Consider the following 17,424-nt stretch of genomic DNA (forward strand, 5'->3'; position numbering starts at 1 on the left):
CGCTAGCCCCCTGCCTCGGCCGCGCCGTCGCCGGGTTCGCCCGAGGGGACGACGAGGACCGGGCACTCGGCGTAGTGCAGCACCGCGCGCGCCACCGACCCGACCGCGAAGCCACCGAACAGACCCGTCGCGTGGCGGCCGAGCACGACGAGCTGTGCCTCCTCGGCGGCCTCGAGGATCGCCGTCGCCGGGTGTCGGTGCACGCGCATCGGGCGGACCACGACCTCGGGGTAGTGCCTGCGCCATGCGGCGAGCAGTGCGTCGAAGCGGACCTCGCCGTCACGCTCGTGGGCGGCGACCGCCCCGGTCACGACGTCGGCGTCCCAGGAGAACACGGTCGGAGCCTCCCAGCCGTGCACGGCGACCAGCGGTACGCCGAGACGCCGCGCGCGACGGAAGGCCAGGTGGACCGGGTGGGTGCCCGGCTTGAACGGGTCGACGCCGAGCACGACCGGACGGCCCTCGCGCGCGGACTGGTCCCACCGGTCCGGCACGATCGCGACCGGCACGGGACTGCGACCGGCCAGCGCGATCGACGTCGAGCCGACCAGCAGCCGGGCGAACCCACCCAGGCCGCGCTTGCCGACCACGACCAGCCGGGCTCCGGCCCCACGGTCCAGCAGGACCTCCAGCGGCGCGCCGGTGACCGCGTGGGTCTCCACGGCCTGCTCGGGCACCAGCTGCCGCACGTCGGCGCGGACCCGCTCCAGCATCGCCGGCACCCCGGTGCGGGGCTTCGTGGCGCCCGGACGCGGCGGGGGAACGACGTGGTCGTGGAGCGCGGTGACCAGGTCGAGCCCGCAGCCGAGCGCCGCGGCCTCGCGTGCTGCCCAGGCCACGGCGCTGCGGTTGCGCTCCGACCCGTCGACCGCGACGACGATCGGCTTGTGGGCTGCTTCCCACTCGTCGATCGTCGTCATCGGTGCCTCGACGGTGTTCGGAGGTGGTGGTCGGCGGTCACCGGAGGACGGGGTACTCCCGGACCAGGTGGCTGCGGGCCCATGCCTTGCCGGCACCCCAGGTGTCCCCGGAGAGGGTGAGCGCGAGGACCACGACGGTGATCGCACCGGCGAGGTGGTCGTCGATGATCGGGTTGTTCTCCAGCGGGAGTGAGGCGGCGTACATCAGCAGGTACAGCAGGGCGCCGGAGACGGCGGCGATCCGCATCCCGATGCCGAGCATGAGCGCGACGCCGATGCCGAGGAGGCCGATCATGAACAGCCAGTCGGCCCAGGCGGCGCCGGCGAAGCTGCTGAAGAAGTCGTGCATCCACTTGCCGTCGGTGCCGAACTTCAAGAAGCCCTCGGTCGGGCTTCCACCGTTGATCCACGCGGCGTCACCGAACCGGTCGAGGGTCTCCTCGCCGGTCTCGGGGTTGGTCGTGTAGCCGGTGTGGAAGCCGAGCGCGAGGAGCTTGTCGAAGAACGCCCACAAGAAGGTGAAGCCGAAGCCGAGCCGAAGCACGGCGAGCGCCTTGCGGGCCGCCGAGGAGCGCACAACCTCGGGTTCGTAGACGACGTCTTCGACCGCAGGTACTGGGTGGTGATGCAAGGTGGCCATCTCGAGATCCTTTCGTTGCGAAGGTGGCTCTTGTTTTCGGAACTCTCGTTCCTGACGCTCACCAGCATCAGGCCGCCCGTGGGCGCCGGGAGAGTGCCGAGGGGCATGACCTACCGGGCCCAAGGTCCCGCCACCCGAACGACCTATCCGGCCCGCCGACGCAGGAGCCAGAGGCGGTAGCCCGCCCCGAGGACGAGGACCAGGAGGCCGCCGAGGAGGGAGCCGAGCGGCACGGCCAGCGCCAGCACCAGGCACCCTGCGGCGCCGAGGACCTGGAGCCACCGGGGGTAGCGACGGTGCTCGGGCTCCTGGGTGAAGGCGGCGAGGTTGGCCACCAGGTAGTACAGCAGCACGCCGAACGCGGAGAACCCGATCGCCCCGCGGAGGTCGACGGTGAGCACCAGGACCCCGACGGCGGCCGCCACCGCCACCTCGGCGTGGTGCGGCACGCGGAACCGCGGGTGCACCGCGGCCAGCCAGGTGGGCAGGTCCCCGGTGCGTGCCATGGCCAGCGTGGTCCGACCGACGCCGGCGACCAGCGCGAGCAGCGCCCCCGACGCGGCCACCGCGGCGCCCACCCGGACCACCATGCCGGCCCAGGCCGAGCCGGTCGTGGCGACCGCCGCTGCGAGGGGTGCGGACGCGTCCGCGGTCCCGTCGGCGCCCAGGACCGCCAGGACGGTCACCCCGACCGCGGCGTAGACGACGACCGTGATGCTCAGCGCCACGGTGATCGCCCGGGGGATGGTCCGGGCCGGGTCGCGTACCTCCTCGGCCAGGGTGGCGATCCGGGCGTAGCCGGCGAAGGCGAAGAACAGCAGCGCTGCGGCCTGCAGCACGCCGTAGAGGTCCACCTCGGTCGGCGGCAGCTCGAGGCGGCCGAGGGACGGGTCACCGCCGGCGAGCGCGGCGGTGACGCCTGTCGCCAGCGCGACCAGCACGACGCCGACGAGGATCCGGGTCAGCTGGGCGGTGCGGGTGATCCCGCGGTAGTTCACCGCGGCTATCCCCGCGACGACCGCGAGCGCGGCAGGCTTCTGCAGCGTCGGGGGAGCGGCGTACGCGGCGAACGTGAGCGCCATCGCCGCCAGGCTCGCGGTCTTGCCCACCACGAACCCCCAGCCGGCGAGGAAGCCCCACCATGGGCCGAGCCGCTCGCGGCCGTACAGGTAGGTCCCGCCCGAGGCGGGGTACTGCGCGGCGAGCTGGGCCGAGGAGGTCGCGTTGGCGTAGGCGACCCCGGCGGCGACCAGCAGGCCGGCCAGCAGCAGTGAGCCTGCCGCCTCGGCGGCAGGGGCGAAGGCCGCGAACACGCCCGCGCCGATCATCGAGCCGAGGCCGATGAGCACGGCGTCGCCGCTGCCGAGGCGGCGACGGAGGGCGGGCTGTCCGCTCACCGCAAGCCGGGGTGCGGGGTCAGCGCAGCAGCTTGGCGGCCAGCACGGCGGCCTGGGTGCGCCGCTCGAGGCCGAGCTTGGCCAGGATGCTGGAGACGTAGTTCTTCACGGTCTTCTCGGCGAGGAACAACCGCTCGCCGATCTGCCGGTTCGTGAGCCCCTCGGCGATCAGACCCAGGATCTTGCGCTCCTGCTCGGTCAGCGTCGCCAGCTCCTCGTTGACCTCCGGGCCCTTGCGGACCCGCTCGAGCACCCGGGCGGTCAGCGTGGGGTCGAGCAGCGACTGTCCCGCCGCCACCCGCCGCACGCCGTCGATGAGGTCGTTGCCCGCGATCTGCTTGAGCACGTAGCCGGCCGCACCGGCGAGGATCGCCGCGAACAGCGCCTCGTCGTCGTCGTAGCTGGTGAGGATCAGCGCCTTGATGTTCGGGTCGATCGACCGCACCTCGCGGCACACGTCGATGCCGCTGCCGTCGGGCAGCCGCCCGTCGAGGACGGCCACGTCGGGGCGGAGGGCCGGGATCCGGGCGATCGCCTCCTTGACCGAACCGGACTCACCCACCACCTCGATGTCGCCCTCGCTCTCGAGGAGGTCGTGCAGGCCTCGGCGGACGACCTCGTGGTCGTCGAGCAGGAAGACGCGGATGGGGGTGTTTGCCATGGTGCTTTTCTACCCTGCCGGACTCGTGAATGCACGTCAGGCAGGGCCGAAGGTCCCGAACGTGGCGGTCCGTGTGCTCTGTCGAGGGTGCACGGCACTGGTGAGCCTGTACGCATGGACAGGTCAGTCGTGCACGGCTCGGTCGTCGTCGGTGTCGACGGGTCCGAGCCCGCAGCTGCCGCGCTCGACTGGGCAGTGCGGCACGCCGCACTCGTGGGCCGGCCGCTGACCGTCGTACACGCCTGCGGACTGCCGGGAGCGATGCAGGACTTCGAGGACGTCGTGGCCAACGAGCGCGGACTGCGCTCGGTCGGGCGGTCGATCGCCCGGGAGGCGGTCGCCGACGCGCGGCTGGCCGACCCCACGATCGGGGTCGAGAGCGTGGTCACGATGGGCCACCCCGATGCGGTCCTGGTCGAGGCGTCCGAGACCGCCGACGTCGTCGTGGTCGGCGCGCGTGGCCGCGGCACCGTCGCCAGCGCGCTGCTCGGCTCCGTCAGCGCGTCGGTCGCGCGCGAGGCGCAGTGCCCGGTCGTGGTGGTGCGGCAGTTCGAGGAGCCCCAGGAGATGTACGACGCCCGCCCGGTCGTCGTCGGCGTGGACGGGACCGAGGTCTCCACCGCCGCCGTCGAGTTCGGGTTCAAGATGGCGTCGTTGCGGGACGCGCCGCTGACCCTCCTGCACGCCACCTGGGACCTGCGCGAGCAGGCCGCCTCGGTGCTCGACGTGCGCAGCTACGCGCAGAAGGTCAACCTGAGCGAGGAGGAGGAGCGGCTGGTCGCCGAGACCGTCGCCGGCCTGTGCGAGAAGTACCCCGACGTGACGGTCACCGAGACGTACCGGCGCGGGGACCCGGTGCGCCAGCTGGTCGAGGCCTCGCGTGGAGCCGCACTCGTCGTGGTGGGCAGCCGAGGCCGCCGGCTGCTGACGACCACGCTGCTGGGGTCGGTCAGCCGCGGGGTGACCGAGCGTGCGTACTGCCCGGTGGCCGTGGTCAGGCCGTGAACCGGCCGCACAGGACGTCGGCCCGGTCCACCTGTGGACCGGGCCGACGCCTGGAAAGGATGGTGCCCTGCCGGTATAGCAGGGCCCTGGTCATCTCTTGAAGATGCTGACTCCACCGGGACCGATCAGCAGACCGAGCACGATGAGCACGATGCCCATCAGGATGCTCCCCTGGATCAACGTGATGACGCCCCAGACGACGAGTACGACTGCGGCGATCCAAAGCAAAAGCGAGATCATGTGTTTCCCTCCTGTCGGAGGGGAAAGTGCCCCGGGACAAATGCCTCAAACCCCAAAGGTGAGATGTGGCCTATACCAGTGACTACCCGGTCTTCTACGTGACCGTCGACATCGTGGCGCTCTCGATGCACGACGACCGCCTGAACGCGCTCGTCGTCGAGCGCGGCAGCGAGCCGTTCCGGGGGCGCTGGGCGCTTCCCGGTGGGTTCGTGGAGCCCGACGAGGGACTGCTCGACGCGGCTCGCCGGGAGCTGGCGGAGGAGACCGCGGTCGACCTGCGGCACGCGCGGCTGGAGCAGCTGGCCTCCTACGGCGACCCCGGCCGGGACCCGCGGGGCCGGGTGGTCAGCGTGGCCTGGCTCGCGGTGACCGCCTCCGCGGAGCGGCCCACCGCCGGCTCGGACGCGGCGCGCGCGGAGTGGCGACCGGTCGACGCGCTGCTGGAGCAGGACGAGATGGCCTTCGACCACCGGCAGATCCTGGCGGACGGTCTGGAACGGGCCCGGGCGAAGCTGGAGTACACCGCGCTGGCCACCTCGTTCGTGGGGCCGGAGTTCACGATCGCCGATCTGCGCCGGGTCTACGAGGTGGTCTGGGGCGTGCGGCTCGACGCGGGCAACTTCCACCGGAAGGTCACCACCGCGGGTGTCCTCGAGCCGACGGGCAGGAGCGTGCAGCGTGGACCGGGCCGGCCAGCGGCGACGTACCGCCACGTGCCGGGGGCCGACGAGCTGAACCCGCCGCTGACCCGGTCCACGCTGCGCTGAGCGCGACGCCTGGGTGTCAGGCGCCGGCGTCCGGGGTCAGCCCTGGACGCCGATGGTGAACTGCACCCCGCCCTGCCCGTCGACCTGGGCGTCGAGCACCTTGTCGTCCAGGGTCACCGCGGCGGTCTCCTCGAGGAAGACCCGGGCGCCGGACTCCTCCAGCACCTGGTCGCCGGGCTGCGGGCCCTCGGTGGGCATGACGTGCAGCGCCGGGCTGTCCGGAGCGTCCTGGCTGATCCGCAGGCCGGCCTGGCCTCCGTTGCCGGTCTGCTCGACGATGTTCTTCACGACGTTGTTGGCGTTCTCGGTGAGAGTGAGCACGAAGCTGTGCCTTTCGCTAGAGTGCGTCGGTCACCTCCACCGTGCCCGGCATGGCCGGAACACTCAACCCCCGCCCCGGACCTCGGGCGTGTCGCCCCCGCTGTAACGCGGGGTTATGGACGCTGCACACGCGGCACACCGCTGGTGAACCGTCCACAGCGCCGGGGAAGTGCGGCGGACAATCCGGTTGCCCTCGGCCCCTAGACTCGTCTGGTCATGTCTGAGGCCGGTTCGCAGCAGCGTCGTACCCCGTCGTCCCCGGCCCGCGGCGGTCGGCGGGGTGGCGGCGGCGCCCCCGGCGCGCAGACCGACGGGCGGGCCGGACGGCGCGGCGGGCGCGACCGCAGGCCCCAGCAGCGCCGCCGGCAGTTCACCCCCGAGCAGCTCGAGGCACGGCGGGCGTCGGTGCCGCAGATCCACTACCCGCCGGAGCTGCCGGTCGCCGAACGGCGCGACGACATCGCGGCCGCGATCCGCGACCACCAGGTGGTCATCGTCGCCGGCGAGACCGGCTCGGGGAAGACCACCCAGCTGCCGAAGATCTGCCTCGAGCTCGGCCGCGGGGTCGATGGGCTGATCGGGCACACGCAGCCGCGGCGGATCGCGGCCCGGAGCGTCGCCGAGCGGATCGCCGAGGAGCTGGGCACCGAGCTCGGCACCACCGTCGGCTACCAGGTCCGGTTCACCGACCGTTCCAGCAACGACACGCTGGTCAAGCTGATGACCGACGGCATCCTGCTCAACGAGCTCCAGCACGACCGGATGCTGTCGGCCTACGACACCTTGATCATCGACGAGGCGCACGAGCGCAGCCTCAACATCGACTTCATCATCGGCTACCTCAAGCAGCTGCTGCCCAGGCGCCCGGACCTGAAGGTGATCATCACCTCCGCCACGATCGACCCGGAGCGGTTCGCGCGGCACTTCGCCGCACCCGACGGCACGCCGGCCCCGATCGTGGAGGTCTCGGGCCGCACCTACCCGGTCGAGGTCCGCTACCGGCCGCTGGTCGAGGAGACCTACGACGACGAGGAGGGCGAGACCGTCGTCCGGGACCAGACCGAGGCGATCGTCGACGCCGTCTCGGAGCTGATCGGCGAGGGCCCCGGAGACATTCTCGTGTTCCTGCCCGGGGAGCAGGAGATCCGCGACACCGCCGACGTGCTGGCGAAGGTGCGCCCGAAGCGGGCCGTCGACGAGTTCGACGTCGTGCCGCTCTACGCGCGGCTGTCCAGCGCCGAGCAGCACAAGGTCTTCGAGCGGCACACCAAGCGGCGGGTGGTGCTCTCGACGAACGTCGCGGAGACCTCGCTGACCGTGCCCGGCATCCGCTACGTCGTCGACGCCGGTTTCGCGCGGATCTCGCGCTACTCCTTCCGCACCAAGGTGCAGCGGCTGCCGATCGAGCCGATCAGCCAGGCCTCGGCCAACCAACGCAAGGGACGGTGCGGCCGGGTCGAAGCCGGAATCTGCATCCGGCTCTACTCCGAGGAGGACTTCGAGAGCCGCCCGGAGTTCACCGACCCCGAGATCCTGCGCACGAACCTGGCCTCGGTGATCCTGCAGATGACCGCGCTCGGCCTCGGCGACATGGCGCGTTTCCCGTTCGTCGACCCGCCGGACCAGCGCAACGTCAAGGCCGGCGTCCAGCTCCTCGAGGAGCTCGGTGCGCTCGAGGTCGCGACCGGGCAGCCGGGTCGCCGGCATCGGCTCACGAAGCTGGGCCGGCAGCTCGTCGTGCTCCCGATCGACCCGCGGCTGGCGCGGATGGTGATCGAGGCCGACCGGCTCGGCTGCCTGCGGGAGGTGCTCGTGATCGCGGCGGCGCTGTCGATCCAGGACCCGCGCGAGCGGCCCGCCGAGCAGCGGGCGCAGGCCGACCAGGCGCACGCGAGGTTCCGCGACGAGACCTCGGACTTCATGACGCTGATGAACTTGTGGCGCTACGTGAAGGAGCAGCAGCGTGCGCTGTCCTCGAGCGCGTTCCGGCGGATGTGCCGGGCGGAGCACCTCAACTACCTGCGGATCAGGGAGTGGCAGGAGCTGGAGGCGCAGCTGCGGCAGGTCGCCAAGCAGCTCAAGCTGAACGTCGGCCACCCCGCCGACGTGCCCGACGCCGATGCGATCCACCAGTCGCTCTTGTCGGGCCTGCTCTCGCACATCGGCCTGCGTGACCCCGATCGGCGCGACTACCTGGGCGCGCGCAACGCGCGGTTCGCGATCTTCCCCGGCTCAGGGCTGTTCAAGAAGCAGCCGCAGCTGGTGATGTCGGCCGAGCTGGTCGAGACCTCGCGACTGTGGGGGCGGGTCAACGCCGCGATCAGGCCGGAGTGGGCCGAGCGGCTCGGCGCCCACCTGGTCAAGCGCACCTACTCCGAGCCGCACTGGTCGAAGAAGCGCGCCGCGGTGATGGCCTACGAGCGGGTCACGCTGTACGGCGTCCCGCTGGTCGCGGACCGGCTCGTCTCCTACGGGCAGGTCGACCCGGCGCTGGCCCGCGAGCTGTTCATCCGGCACGCGCTTGTCTACGGCGAGTGGGAGACCAGGCACAGGTTCTTCAGCGAGAACCGGGCCCTGCTCGCGGAGGTCGAGGAGCTCGAGCACCGTGCCCGCCGGCGCGACATCCTCGTCGACGAGCACACGCTGTTCGACTTCTACGACGCGCGCGTGGGGGAGGAGGTGGTGTCCGGGGCGCACTTCGACTCCTGGTGGAAGCGCACTCGCCAGCGCAAGCCGGACCTGCTGACCTTCGACCCCGAGATGCTGGTCAACCCGGCGGTCGCCGACGTGGACGAGGCCGACTACCCCGACCGGTGGCACGAGGGCGACCTCGCCTTCGACCTCACCTACCAGTTCGAGCCGGGCACAGCGGCCGACGGGGTGACCGTGCACCTGCCGGTCGCCACCTTGAACCAGGTCGACCCGGGTGCCTTCTCGTGGCAGGTGCCGGGCCTCCGCGAGGACCTCGTGGTGGCCCTGATCCGGTCCCTGCCCAAGCAGCTGCGGGTGAACTTCGTGCCTGCGCCGAACCACGCCCGGGCCTTCCTCGCGGCGGTCTCGCCGGGGGAGGAGCCGTTGCTCGAGGCGCTCGAGCGGTTCCTCCGGTCGACCACCGGGGTCATCGTACCCCCGGACGCGTGGGACTGGAGCAAGGTGCCCGACCACCTGCGGCCGACCTTCGTGGTGGAGGACGAGAACCGCCGTGTCGTCGCGGAGGGCAAGGACCTCGAGGCGCTGAAGGCGCCGCTGCGACCGAAGTTCGCGCGGGCGATGGCCGAGGCGGCGCACGAGAGCGGGATCACCGTGACCGGGCAGACGTCGTGGACCTTCGGCACCATCGAACGGACGTTCGTGCAGCAGCGGGCCGGCCACGAGGTGCGCGGGTTTCCCGCGCTCGTCGACGAGGCCGGCCGGGCGACCGTGGGGCTGCAGGTGTTCGGCTCGGAGGCCGAGCAGGAGGCGTCGATGCGGTTGGGTCTGCGGCGGCTGCTGATGCTGGCCGTCGCCTCGCCGGCGAAGACGATCGCCTCGGGCCTCGGCAACGCCGAGAAGCTCACGCTGGCCTCCTCGCCGTACCCCTCCACCCAGGAGCTGCTCGAGGACTGCGTCGCAGCGGCGGTGGACGGCGTGGTGGAGCGGGCGGGCCTCGCCTGGGACGAGACCGCTTTCGCGGCGCTCCTGTCACAGGTGCGCGCCGAGGTCGAACCGCGCACGCGGGCGGTCGTGCACGACGTGGCGCGGGTGCTGAGCGTGTGGCGGGAGACCGACCGGGCGCTGAGCGGGTCCGCGGACCTGCCGATGCTGCCGGCGCTGGCGGACATGAAGGCGCAGGTCGGTCGGCTGGTGTACCGCGGGTTCGTCGCCGACGTGGGCGAGACGCAGCTGCGCGAGCTGCCGCGCTACCTCGCCGCCGTCCAGCACCGCCGGGAGAAGCTGGCCGCCTCGGTCGGTCGGGACCGGCTGCTGATGGACCAGATCGCGTCGGTGCAGGAGGCCTACCTGCACCGGGTCGGGGCACTCCCCGAGGGCCGGCCGCCGAGCGCGACGCTGCGCAAGGTGCGCTGGATGCTCGAGGAGCTGCGGGTCAGCCTGTGGGCCCAGCACCTCGGCACCGCCCACCCGGTCTCCGACACCCGGATCCGCAAGGCCCTCGACGCCGCCTGACCGCTGTTCGTCCGACGTCGAGGGACAGCGTGGGCGAAGCGGACGTCAGAGGTCGTGGTGGGCGCGGGCCTCGCGAAGCACCGCGTCGAACAGGGGCCGGTCCACGACGGCGCCCTCGCGTCGTACGGCGCTCTCGTCGAGGCGGAGCAACCGGTCCAGCCGCACCTCGCTGGGCCGGCCCTGGTGGTCCCAGGCGCCCGAGCCGATGTCCATCCAGTACCTGCCGTAGCGCGCCTCGTCCTCGGCGTCGAGGTCGTGGTCCTGGCTGCTCAGCTGGAGCGCGAGCAGCGCACCGCCGTCGCGGCCGATGACCAGCACCGGCCGGTCCTTGCCCTGCTGCGGGTCGTCCTCGTAGGGCACCCAGGCCCACACGACCTCACCCGGATCCGGCTCGCCGTCGAGATCCGGGGCATAGTGCACGCCGGTCGTGGCGGTGTCGGGTGAATCGGTCTCAGCCGGACCGCCGACCGGACCGGTCTGGCCGGCCGGGGTGTGCAACGGGTCGGCGGCCTGCCGGACGAAGGTGCGGACCAGCCTGCCGAGTCGACTCATGGGGCAGACCTTAGCCGTTGCCGCGATCCGGCCGGTGCTGCGGAGCCTCGTGGCTGCGGAACACTGTGACCCATGCCCACGATCCGCGTCGCGACCTACAACGTCTACCTCGGTGCCGACCTGACCGTGATCTTCGCGGCCACCGACCCCGCGGACCTGTCGCGGCGGGCGCGCGCGGTGTTCGACCAGGTGGTCGCCACCGACTTCCCGGCCCGGGCGGCCGCGATCGCGCGGCTGCTGGTGCGTGACCGGGTCGACCTTGTCGGGCTCCAGGAGGTGGCGCGCTGGTCGCGGCAGCTTCCAGACGCCCAGGGCGGGGCCGAGGTCTGGCTCGACTTCCTCGAGGAGCTGCTCGGGGCGCTGTCCGCCGCCGGCCAGGCGTACGACGTTCACGCGTGCACGCCGAACTTCCGGGGCGGAGCCGAGGTCGCAGGGGCGGAGACGATGTCGGTGCTGGGGCACAACGTCGTGCTGGTGCGCCGGGGCAGCGGCGTGCTGGTCACCGAGGAGCGCGAGGGCGCCTTCGAGCACACCCTGGACATCGCCACGCCCATGCCGGGGCTGGTGCTCAACGTCGCCCGGAGCTGGGCGTGGGTCGACTCGGAGGTCGACGGTCGCCGGCTCCGGTTCGTCAACACCCATCTGGAGGCCTGGGACCGCCCGGTCCGGCGGGCCCAGCGCGACGAGCTGCTCCGGGCGATCGGCGACCCCGACCGCCCCGTCGTGGTCGTGGGGGACTTCAACGAGGTGCCCGAGCTGGTCGGCATGCCCTCGGCGTACGCCGACGCCTGGGTGGCCGCAGGGGGCCCGGGAGAGGGGCTGACGTGCGGGCACACGCCCGGGCTGGCGGACCCGGCGAGCACCACCGAGAGCAGGATCGACTACGTGTGGGTGCGGGGGGCCGCGGTGGAGCGGTGCTGGGTCGTCGGGGACCGCCCCGAGGACCGGACCGGGAACGGCCTGTGGCCCTCGGACCATGCCGGGGTGCTCGCCGAGATCCGGCTGGGCTGACCCGGGCTCAGCCGAGGTCGGGTCGGCGGCGAAGCGACTTGACCTCGCCGCGGCGCTTCTTGCCGGCCAGCCGGCGTTCCTTGGAGCCTCGGGTGGGCCGGGTCGGCCGCCGCTTGGGTGCCGGGGGCGCGAAGGCTCGGATCAGCAGCTCGGCCAGCCGGGCTCGGGCCGCGTCGCGGTTGCGCAGCTGCGAGCGGTACTCGCTGGCGACCACGCTGAGCCGCCCGTCGACCAGCCGGTGGCCGAGGCGGCCGAGCGCGCGAGCCCGGAGGTGCTCGGGCACCGACGGCGAGCCGGCGAGGTCGAAGAGCAGCTCGACGCGACTGTCGGTGGTGTTCACCGACTGGCCGCCGGGACCGCCCGAGCGGCTGAACCGCCAGGTGAGCTCGTGCTCGGGGATCCGGACCGCGCCGGCCCGGACGCCGGAGGTGGTCATGGCGACTCCGGCAGCATCGTGTGCGGCTGGCCACCGGTCTGCGCGACACAGCGGGCGGCGACCTCCATCGCCAGGTCCGGACCTCCGAGGAGGAACCCCGCCCCCAGCGCGTCACCGGCGCCGGTCACGTCGAGCACCGGGCCGGTGATCGGCGGCCGGTGGTCCTCGACCCCGTCGATGATGAAGGAGCAGCCCTCGGGTCCCTGCTTCAGGACCAGCACGGTGGTGCCACCCGCGCCGAAGCCGGGGACCGCGGCGACGGCCTGAGGACCGGGACGCCCGGACTGGGTGGCTGCCCACTCCTGCTCGTTGGCGAGCACCACGTCGGGGCGCATCGCCTGCCAGAGCCGCCGGAAGCGTGCCGGGCCGTAGGCCTCGATCAGCGCCGCGGAGGAGAGGTCGATCGCGACCTTCGTGCCGGCGTCGTGGGCGGCGGTGGCGACCTGCACCAGCAGCTCCGGGTGGGGTGCGCGGAAGAGGGCGTAGCCGGAGACGAACAACCAGTCGGCCCCCTGGAGCCAGGGACCGGGGGCGACGTGGTCGAGCCAGGACGCCGGCCCGGGGTCCGAGGCCAGCGACCGGCCGGTCTCGGAGACCACGGAGACCACCGTCCCCGCGCGGCCGGTGATCGGTCCGTGCACCTCGATCCCCGCAGCCTCCAACGCCTCGTCGACGAACTGGCCCGGGCCCTTGGCGGCCCTGGGGCCGAACAGACGGGCGGTCGCGCCGTACTCCTGCGCCCACCCCGCGACGTTCGCCGCCTGGCCTCCGGCAGCGAAGGTGATCCGCGCCGGTGTGTCGTCGTCGGGCACCAGCCCGGTGGGCACGTCGACGATGACGTCGAGCATGATCTCGCCGAGACAGGCGACGAGCATCCCGGCCTCCTCCCGTCCGGCACAGCCTCCGGCCACGTCCCCTCCGGTGATCCGGAGGCTTCGACGCTATTGCACCAGGGCCCGCCCGCCGGCAGCACGAAGGCCCGCCGTCCAGTGGACGACGGGCCTGCGCGTGGTGCTGCCGGACCGGGAGCGCCTCACGGCGCGTGGCCGCTCGTAGCGGCTTGTTTTGGGACCCGGGGCTGCCGCGGCCCGACGCCGACCATTGTACAAGTCGGGCGTCAGGAGAGCTGGCCGATCACCTCGAGTCGTGCGGCGTGCTCGAGCTGGTCCGCCATGCTGCTCAGCCTGGCTGCGGACAGGTCGTGGGCGTACCTCGAACGGCGCCCGCCGTGCTCGAGGTGCGCACGCCCGGTCGCCACCACCCGCGCGAACGCGGCCGCGCGGTACAGCGTGTCCGCGAAGTCCCCGACCGCCACCCCGCGCAGCACCTGGTCCACGAGCTGGCGCACCTCGTCCGCGCCGGGCGGGTCCACCACCCCCGCGACCACCTCGTGCACCGGCAGGTGCCGGCGGCCCGAGTCGAACTCGGCCGCCGCCGCCACCGGGTCGGCGTGAACCCAGGAGCGCAGCACGTAGAGCCGCCACAGGCAGCCGGCGAGGGAGTCGGCCGGTGCGCCGGCCCAGAGCTCGGCCAGGGTCTCGAGCCCCTCGGCGTCGGCCAGTGCGACCACCCGTGCGACGAGCTCCTCGTCGGCGCGGTCCCGAGCGCCGCGCACGAGCAGGGTCGCGCACCGGTCGGCCGCCTCGCTGCGCCGGGCGGGGTCGTCCTCGGCGGGGATCGCCTGGAAGGCGGCGTCGCCGGGCAGGGCGGGTCGGTGGTGGCGTCTGGGCTCGGACATCGCCCTCCAGGGTACGGCGGCCGGCCCGGCCGGCTCAGCCGCGCCAGCGATGCCGGCCACGCCCGGACCGACCACCGCGATGGAGTGTCGACCCGGTCAGCGCATCGGCGGCAGCGCGTCGGTGGCCTCGAGCACGTCGAGCCCGGTCACCTGCAGCAGGTCCACCACGATCGACCGGATCTGGGCGAGCACGACCTCCGCGGAGAGGTCGGAGACCCGCTCCACCTCCGCGGTGCCGAGGCCGATCCGGACCAGCTCGGCACGGGCGGGCTCGGCCATCTGGTCGTGCTCGAGCGCCTCGGCGATGTGGTCGGTGGCGTCGGCGAGGTCGGCGCAGAGCAGCGCGTAGGCCCGCGGCAGCTGCTCGCCCCGGTAGCCGGCCACCGCGACCCGCCGGACGAGCACGCGGGTGTTGCGCAGCGCGCGGTCCATCGGCTCGACGAGCTCCGCGGCCCGGCGTACCCGACCCTTGTGCCGGCGCCGGAACGGCGACGACGCCACCACCGACATCCCCTCGTCGGCGGCTGCCTGGAGCTCACGCAGCAGCGGCTCGGTGGTCCGTGCGTTGGCGAGGACCTCGAGGGCGCGGTCCAGGTCGCCGTCGACCGCGCTCTGCGAGGCGGCGCGCAGCAGTGCCGCCATCTTGCGGACCACCACCGCGGCGCGTTCCCGCGGCCGGCGCAGCGGCGCGCTCGGGACCACCGCCGCGGCGACGAGCGCGACCGCACCGCCCACCAGGGCGTCGGTCCAGCGCAGCAGCGCCTGGTCCGGGTGCGGCAGGAGCGTGACCACGATGATCGACTGGACCGCGGCCTGGGTGACCAGCAGACCGCCGGTGTCGAGCAGGAGGGCCGTCGACATCGCGAGCGCGACGACCAACCCCACCTGCCACCAGCCGGTGCCCAGCGCCAGCACCAGCAGGTCGGCGACGAGCACACCGACCGCGACGCCCACGGTCACCTCGGCGACGCGGCGCAGCCGTTGCCCGTAGGAGGTGCCCAGGCTCACCACAGCCGCGATCGGGGCGAAGAACGGGGTATCGTGCCCGAGCACCTCCTTGGCCAGCACCCAGGCGACGGCGGCGGCGACCGCGGCCTGCCCGATGTGCCACGACTTGGAGCGCAGCCGGGCGACCCGGGCTCGCGCGGAGAGCCGGCCCTGCTGCCAGGCGCGGTCGAGGGTGTCCGCCAGGTCGCTCACACGGCCGATGCTGCCAGAGCGCCGCCTATGGTGGGGGGATGGAGCAGCGACGTATCGGGGACAGGACGGTCAGCGCGATCGGGCTCGGCGGCATGCCGATGTCCGTGCGCGACGAGAACGACGAGCAGCAGGCGCTCTTCACGATCCACGCCGCCCTCGACGCCGGGGTGACCCTGATCGACACCGCGGACGCCTACGCGGTCGACGAGGCGAGCTTCGGGCACAACGAGGAGCTCATCGCCCGAGCGCTGCGCGCCTACGGCAGCGACGCGGACCAGGTCCTGGTGGCGACCAAGGGCGGCCACACGCGCAGCGGGCGGGAGTGGCACCTCGACGGCCGGCCGGAGTACCTCCGTGCCGCCTGCGAGGGGTCGCTGCGCCGGCTCGGTGTCGAGGCGATCGGGCTCTACCAGCACCACCGTCCCGACCCCGAGGTCGACTACGCCGAGACGATGGGCGGCCTGAAGCAGCTCGTGGACGAGGGCCTGGTGATCAAGGTCGGCATCTCCAACGCGAACCCCGACCAGATCCGGCTCGCCCACGAGATCCTCGGTGACTCGTTGGCCGCCGTGCAGAACGAGTTCTCGCCACGGTTCCGCAGCTCACAGCCCGAGCTCGACCTGTGCACCGAGCTCGGCATCGCCTTCCTGCCATGGAGCCCGCTCGGCGGGATGCGTGAGGCCGGAGAGCTCGGGGAGCGGTTCGCGGTGTTCGGTGAGGTGGCCGAGAAGTACGGCGTCTCGCCCCAGCAGGTCGCACTCGCCTGGGAGCTGGCCAAGTCCCCGGTCGTGATCCCGATCCCCTGTGCGAGCCGGGTCGAGTCGGTGCGCGACTCCGTCGCGGCGGCGGCGCTGAAGCTCGAGGACGAGGACCTGGCCCGGCTCGACGCCTCCTGAGCCACCGCTCGGGGCCGGTGTGCCGGGGGCCACGCGGGCGCACTCCCCACCCACGCGCTACCGGCCGGTACGGTGTCTGCAGGTCGATGCAGGTCGTGAAGGTCGCTACAGGGGACAGGTTCCGGGAAGGACGGGCGTGGTGAGGGTCGTGCGCGGGTTCAACGCGGTCGTGGGCGGGGTCGTCGCCTGCGCCGTGCTCGCCGGATGCACGACCGCCGACTCCGAGCGCACCGCACCGGAGCCCTCACCCAGCACGGCGACCACCCCGGCGCAGCCGGTGACGATCAACCTGGGCGTCTACGGGCCCAAGGGGGCGCTCCCGGCGTACGAGGACCTCGCGGAGGCGTTCTCCGACGACCATCCGAACGTCACCGTGAAGGTGGCCCGCTTCGACGACGCCGAGCAGGTCATGGAGACCGTCCTCGGCGGCACCGCACCCGACGTCTTCCTGATCGACCACGACCACCTGCCCCGGCTGGTCGACGAGGAGCTCGTGCAGCCCGTCGACGGCCTCCTCGAGGAGCGCCAGGTCGACTTCGGCGACGGGTACCAGCGCGGCGGGCTCACCGCGTTCGCCGCCGACGCGGCGCTTCAGTGCATGCCGCACGACGTGTCACCGGTCGTCGTCTACTACAACCAGGACCTGATCGACCTCGCGGAGCTCGGCACCGAGGAGGAGGAGCCGCCCAGCGCCCTGGACGGGTGGACCTGGGAGATGTTCACCGAGGCGGCGCGGCAGGCCGCCCGTGGCCGCGCCGACGGCGTGCACATCGACCCCTCGCTCTCCTCCCTCGCGCCGTTCGTGTGGTCCGCGGGCGCGGAGATCGTCGACGACTCGCAGGCCCCGACGACGCTGACCCTCTCCGACGGCGACACCCGCGCTGCCCTCGAGCAGGTGCTCGCGCTGGTGCGTGACCCCGAGATCACCCCCACCGCGCAGAAGCTCGAGCGCCAGGACGCCGTCACCCGGTTCACCCGCGGGCGGCTCGGGATGATCCTCGGCACCCGCGAGCTGACCCCACGCCTGCGCGCCGACGAGGACCTGCGCTTCGACGTGATGCCGCTGCCGAGCCTGGGCCGGTTCCGGACGATCGCGGACATGACCGGCTACTGCATCTCCGCCGACACCGACCACGCCGAGGTCGCCGGTGACTTCCTGGCCTTCGCGGTCGGGCGCGAGGGCGCATCGATCACCGCGCGCTCCGGCTACGTGGTGCCCTCCAACCTCGAGGTGGCCCACTCCGCGGCGTTCGTGCAGGCGTCGCGGCAGCCCGAGAGCTCGTTCATCTTCAACGAGGGTGTACGACGGGCACAGTCGCTGCCGTTCGTGGCCACCTGGCCCGAGCTCGCCGAGCAGGTCGAGCCGACGCTGGACCGGATGTTCTACGCGCCGGTGATCGACCTCGACGCGATGCTCGAGGAGATCGACACCGCGTCGACCGAGGTCCTCGCGCCCGAGGAGGAGTGACCCGGCCG

The 17,424-nt window shown here is 72.9% G+C and carries 17 protein-coding genes; 6 read left to right on the top strand and 11 right to left on the bottom strand.

Going from position 1 to position 17,424, the window contains the following annotated elements:
- Positions 1-2 precede the first annotated feature (2 nt).
- From ACYVIH_RS16810 to ACYVIH_RS16825, 4 genes are all read right to left on the bottom strand, one after another.
- Positions 3-920, bottom strand: a complete 918-nt coding sequence (locus tag ACYVIH_RS16810; protein WP_460870645.1) for a universal stress protein — start codon at positions 918-920, stop codon at positions 3-5.
- A 37-nt stretch (positions 921-957) separates the two neighbouring features.
- Complete coding sequence (locus ACYVIH_RS16815; RefSeq protein ID WP_460870646.1) at positions 958-1,560, bottom strand: hypothetical protein; 603 nt, start codon at positions 1,558-1,560, stop codon at positions 958-960.
- Positions 1,561-1,703: 143 nt separating this feature from the next.
- Complete coding sequence (locus ACYVIH_RS16820) at positions 1,704-2,957, bottom strand: APC family permease (protein ID WP_460870647.1); 1,254 nt, start codon at positions 2,955-2,957, stop codon at positions 1,704-1,706.
- Between the two features lie 19 nt (positions 2,958-2,976).
- Positions 2,977-3,618 carry a response regulator gene (locus tag ACYVIH_RS16825; protein ID WP_460870648.1) on the bottom strand — a complete coding sequence of 214 codons (642 nt, stop codon included), beginning with the start codon at positions 3,616-3,618 and terminating at the stop codon, positions 2,977-2,979.
- Between the two features lie 114 nt (positions 3,619-3,732).
- Here ACYVIH_RS16825 and ACYVIH_RS16830 point away from each other — a divergent pair, with 114 nt between their 5' ends.
- Positions 3,733-4,623, top strand: coding sequence for a universal stress protein (locus ACYVIH_RS16830; RefSeq protein ID WP_460870649.1), 891 nt, complete (start codon positions 3,733-3,735; stop codon positions 4,621-4,623).
- Positions 4,624-4,713: 90 nt separating this feature from the next.
- Here the strand turns inward: ACYVIH_RS16830 and ACYVIH_RS16835 are convergent, their stop codons facing one another.
- The gene (locus tag ACYVIH_RS16835; RefSeq protein ID WP_460870650.1) at positions 4,714-4,863 is read right to left on the bottom strand and encodes a GPGG-motif small membrane protein; all 150 of its coding nucleotides are present in this window, start codon (positions 4,861-4,863) and stop codon (positions 4,714-4,716) included.
- A gap of 65 nt (positions 4,864-4,928) precedes the next feature.
- On the opposite strand from ACYVIH_RS16835, the gene ACYVIH_RS16840 reads away from it, so the two are divergent.
- Positions 4,929-5,630, top strand: coding sequence for an NUDIX hydrolase (locus tag ACYVIH_RS16840; protein ID WP_460870651.1), 702 nt, complete (start codon positions 4,929-4,931; stop codon positions 5,628-5,630).
- A 36-nt stretch (positions 5,631-5,666) separates the two neighbouring features.
- Here ACYVIH_RS16840 and ACYVIH_RS16845 read toward each other — a convergent pair whose 3' ends face one another.
- Positions 5,667-5,951 carry a Fe-S cluster assembly protein HesB gene (locus ACYVIH_RS16845; RefSeq protein WP_460870652.1) on the bottom strand — a complete coding sequence of 95 codons (285 nt, stop codon included), beginning with the start codon at positions 5,949-5,951 and terminating at the stop codon, positions 5,667-5,669.
- A gap of 216 nt (positions 5,952-6,167) precedes the next feature.
- On the opposite strand from ACYVIH_RS16845, the gene hrpA reads away from it, so the two are divergent.
- Positions 6,168-10,115 carry an ATP-dependent RNA helicase HrpA gene (gene hrpA / locus ACYVIH_RS16850; protein ID WP_460870653.1) on the top strand — a complete coding sequence of 1,316 codons (3,948 nt, stop codon included), beginning with the start codon at positions 6,168-6,170 and terminating at the stop codon, positions 10,113-10,115.
- Positions 10,116-10,160: 45 nt separating this feature from the next.
- Here the strand turns inward: hrpA and ACYVIH_RS16855 are convergent, their stop codons facing one another.
- Positions 10,161-10,667 carry a type II toxin-antitoxin system PemK/MazF family toxin gene (locus tag ACYVIH_RS16855; RefSeq protein WP_460870654.1) on the bottom strand — a complete coding sequence of 169 codons (507 nt, stop codon included), beginning with the start codon at positions 10,665-10,667 and terminating at the stop codon, positions 10,161-10,163.
- Positions 10,668-10,739: 72 nt separating this feature from the next.
- On the opposite strand from ACYVIH_RS16855, the gene ACYVIH_RS16860 reads away from it, so the two are divergent.
- Complete coding sequence (locus tag ACYVIH_RS16860) at positions 10,740-11,678, top strand: endonuclease/exonuclease/phosphatase family protein (RefSeq protein WP_460870655.1); 939 nt, start codon at positions 10,740-10,742, stop codon at positions 11,676-11,678.
- 7 nt (positions 11,679-11,685) lie between these two features.
- Here the strand turns inward: ACYVIH_RS16860 and arfB are convergent, their stop codons facing one another.
- The 4 genes from arfB to ACYVIH_RS16880 all read right to left on the bottom strand — a co-directional run bounded on the left by arfB (position 11,686) and on the right by ACYVIH_RS16880 (position 15,052).
- On the bottom strand, positions 11,686-12,114 hold the full coding sequence (arfB, locus tag ACYVIH_RS16865; protein WP_460870656.1) for an alternative ribosome rescue aminoacyl-tRNA hydrolase ArfB: 429 nt from the start codon (positions 12,112-12,114) through the stop codon (positions 11,686-11,688).
- Positions 12,111-12,989 (bottom strand): carbohydrate kinase family protein, encoded by an 879-nt coding sequence (locus tag ACYVIH_RS16870; protein ID WP_460870657.1) that lies wholly within the window; start codon positions 12,987-12,989, stop codon positions 12,111-12,113. Before ACYVIH_RS16870 ends, arfB begins: the two co-directional genes overlap by 4 nt.
- Positions 12,990-13,231: 242 nt before the next feature.
- Positions 13,232-13,852 carry a hypothetical protein gene (locus ACYVIH_RS16875; RefSeq protein WP_460870658.1) on the bottom strand — a complete coding sequence of 207 codons (621 nt, stop codon included), beginning with the start codon at positions 13,850-13,852 and terminating at the stop codon, positions 13,232-13,234.
- 96 nt (positions 13,853-13,948) lie between these two features.
- Positions 13,949-15,052, bottom strand: coding sequence for an FUSC family protein (locus tag ACYVIH_RS16880; RefSeq protein WP_460870659.1), 1,104 nt, complete (start codon positions 15,050-15,052; stop codon positions 13,949-13,951).
- A 38-nt stretch (positions 15,053-15,090) separates the two neighbouring features.
- Here ACYVIH_RS16880 and ACYVIH_RS16885 point away from each other — a divergent pair, with 38 nt between their 5' ends.
- Both ACYVIH_RS16885 and ACYVIH_RS16890 read left to right on the top strand, forming a co-directional pair.
- Positions 15,091-15,948 (top strand): aldo/keto reductase, encoded by an 858-nt coding sequence (locus ACYVIH_RS16885; RefSeq protein WP_460870660.1) that lies wholly within the window; start codon positions 15,091-15,093, stop codon positions 15,946-15,948.
- 139 nt (positions 15,949-16,087) lie between these two features.
- Positions 16,088-17,416: an extracellular solute-binding protein gene (locus ACYVIH_RS16890; RefSeq protein WP_460870661.1), complete on the top strand. Its 1,329-nt coding sequence runs from the start codon at positions 16,088-16,090 to the stop codon at positions 17,414-17,416.
- The last annotated feature ends 8 nt before the right edge of the window (positions 17,417-17,424 follow it).

The sequence above is a fragment of the Nocardioides pakistanensis genome (assembly GCF_054781215.1).

Bases quoted from the DNA above. Each gene is read 5' to 3' on its own strand.
- ACYVIH_RS16810 (WP_460870645.1), bottom strand. From the start codon at position 920: ATGACGACGATCGACGAGTGGGAAGCAGCCCACAAGCCGATCGTCGTC.
- ACYVIH_RS16815 (WP_460870646.1), bottom strand. From the start codon at position 1,560: ATGGCCACCTTGCATCACCACCCAGTACCTGCGGTCGAAGACGTCGTC.
- ACYVIH_RS16825 (WP_460870648.1), bottom strand. From the start codon at position 3,618: ATGGCAAACACCCCCATCCGCGTCTTCCTGCTCGACGACCACGAGGTC.
- ACYVIH_RS16830 (WP_460870649.1), top strand. From the start codon at position 3,733: ATGGACAGGTCAGTCGTGCACGGCTCGGTCGTCGTCGGTGTCGACGGG.
- ACYVIH_RS16835 (WP_460870650.1), bottom strand. From the start codon at position 4,863: ATGATCTCGCTTTTGCTTTGGATCGCCGCAGTCGTACTCGTCGTCTGG.
- hrpA (WP_460870653.1), top strand. From the start codon at position 6,168: ATGTCTGAGGCCGGTTCGCAGCAGCGTCGTACCCCGTCGTCCCCGGCC.
- ACYVIH_RS16855 (WP_460870654.1), bottom strand. From the start codon at position 10,667: ATGAGTCGACTCGGCAGGCTGGTCCGCACCTTCGTCCGGCAGGCCGCC.
- ACYVIH_RS16860 (WP_460870655.1), top strand. From the start codon at position 10,740: ATGCCCACGATCCGCGTCGCGACCTACAACGTCTACCTCGGTGCCGAC.
- arfB (WP_460870656.1), bottom strand. From the start codon at position 12,114: ATGACCACCTCCGGCGTCCGGGCCGGCGCGGTCCGGATCCCCGAGCAC.
- ACYVIH_RS16870 (WP_460870657.1), bottom strand. From the start codon at position 12,989: ATGCTCGTCGCCTGTCTCGGCGAGATCATGCTCGACGTCATCGTCGAC.
- ACYVIH_RS16875 (WP_460870658.1), bottom strand. From the start codon at position 13,852: ATGTCCGAGCCCAGACGCCACCACCGACCCGCCCTGCCCGGCGACGCC.
- ACYVIH_RS16885 (WP_460870660.1), top strand. From the start codon at position 15,091: ATGGAGCAGCGACGTATCGGGGACAGGACGGTCAGCGCGATCGGGCTC.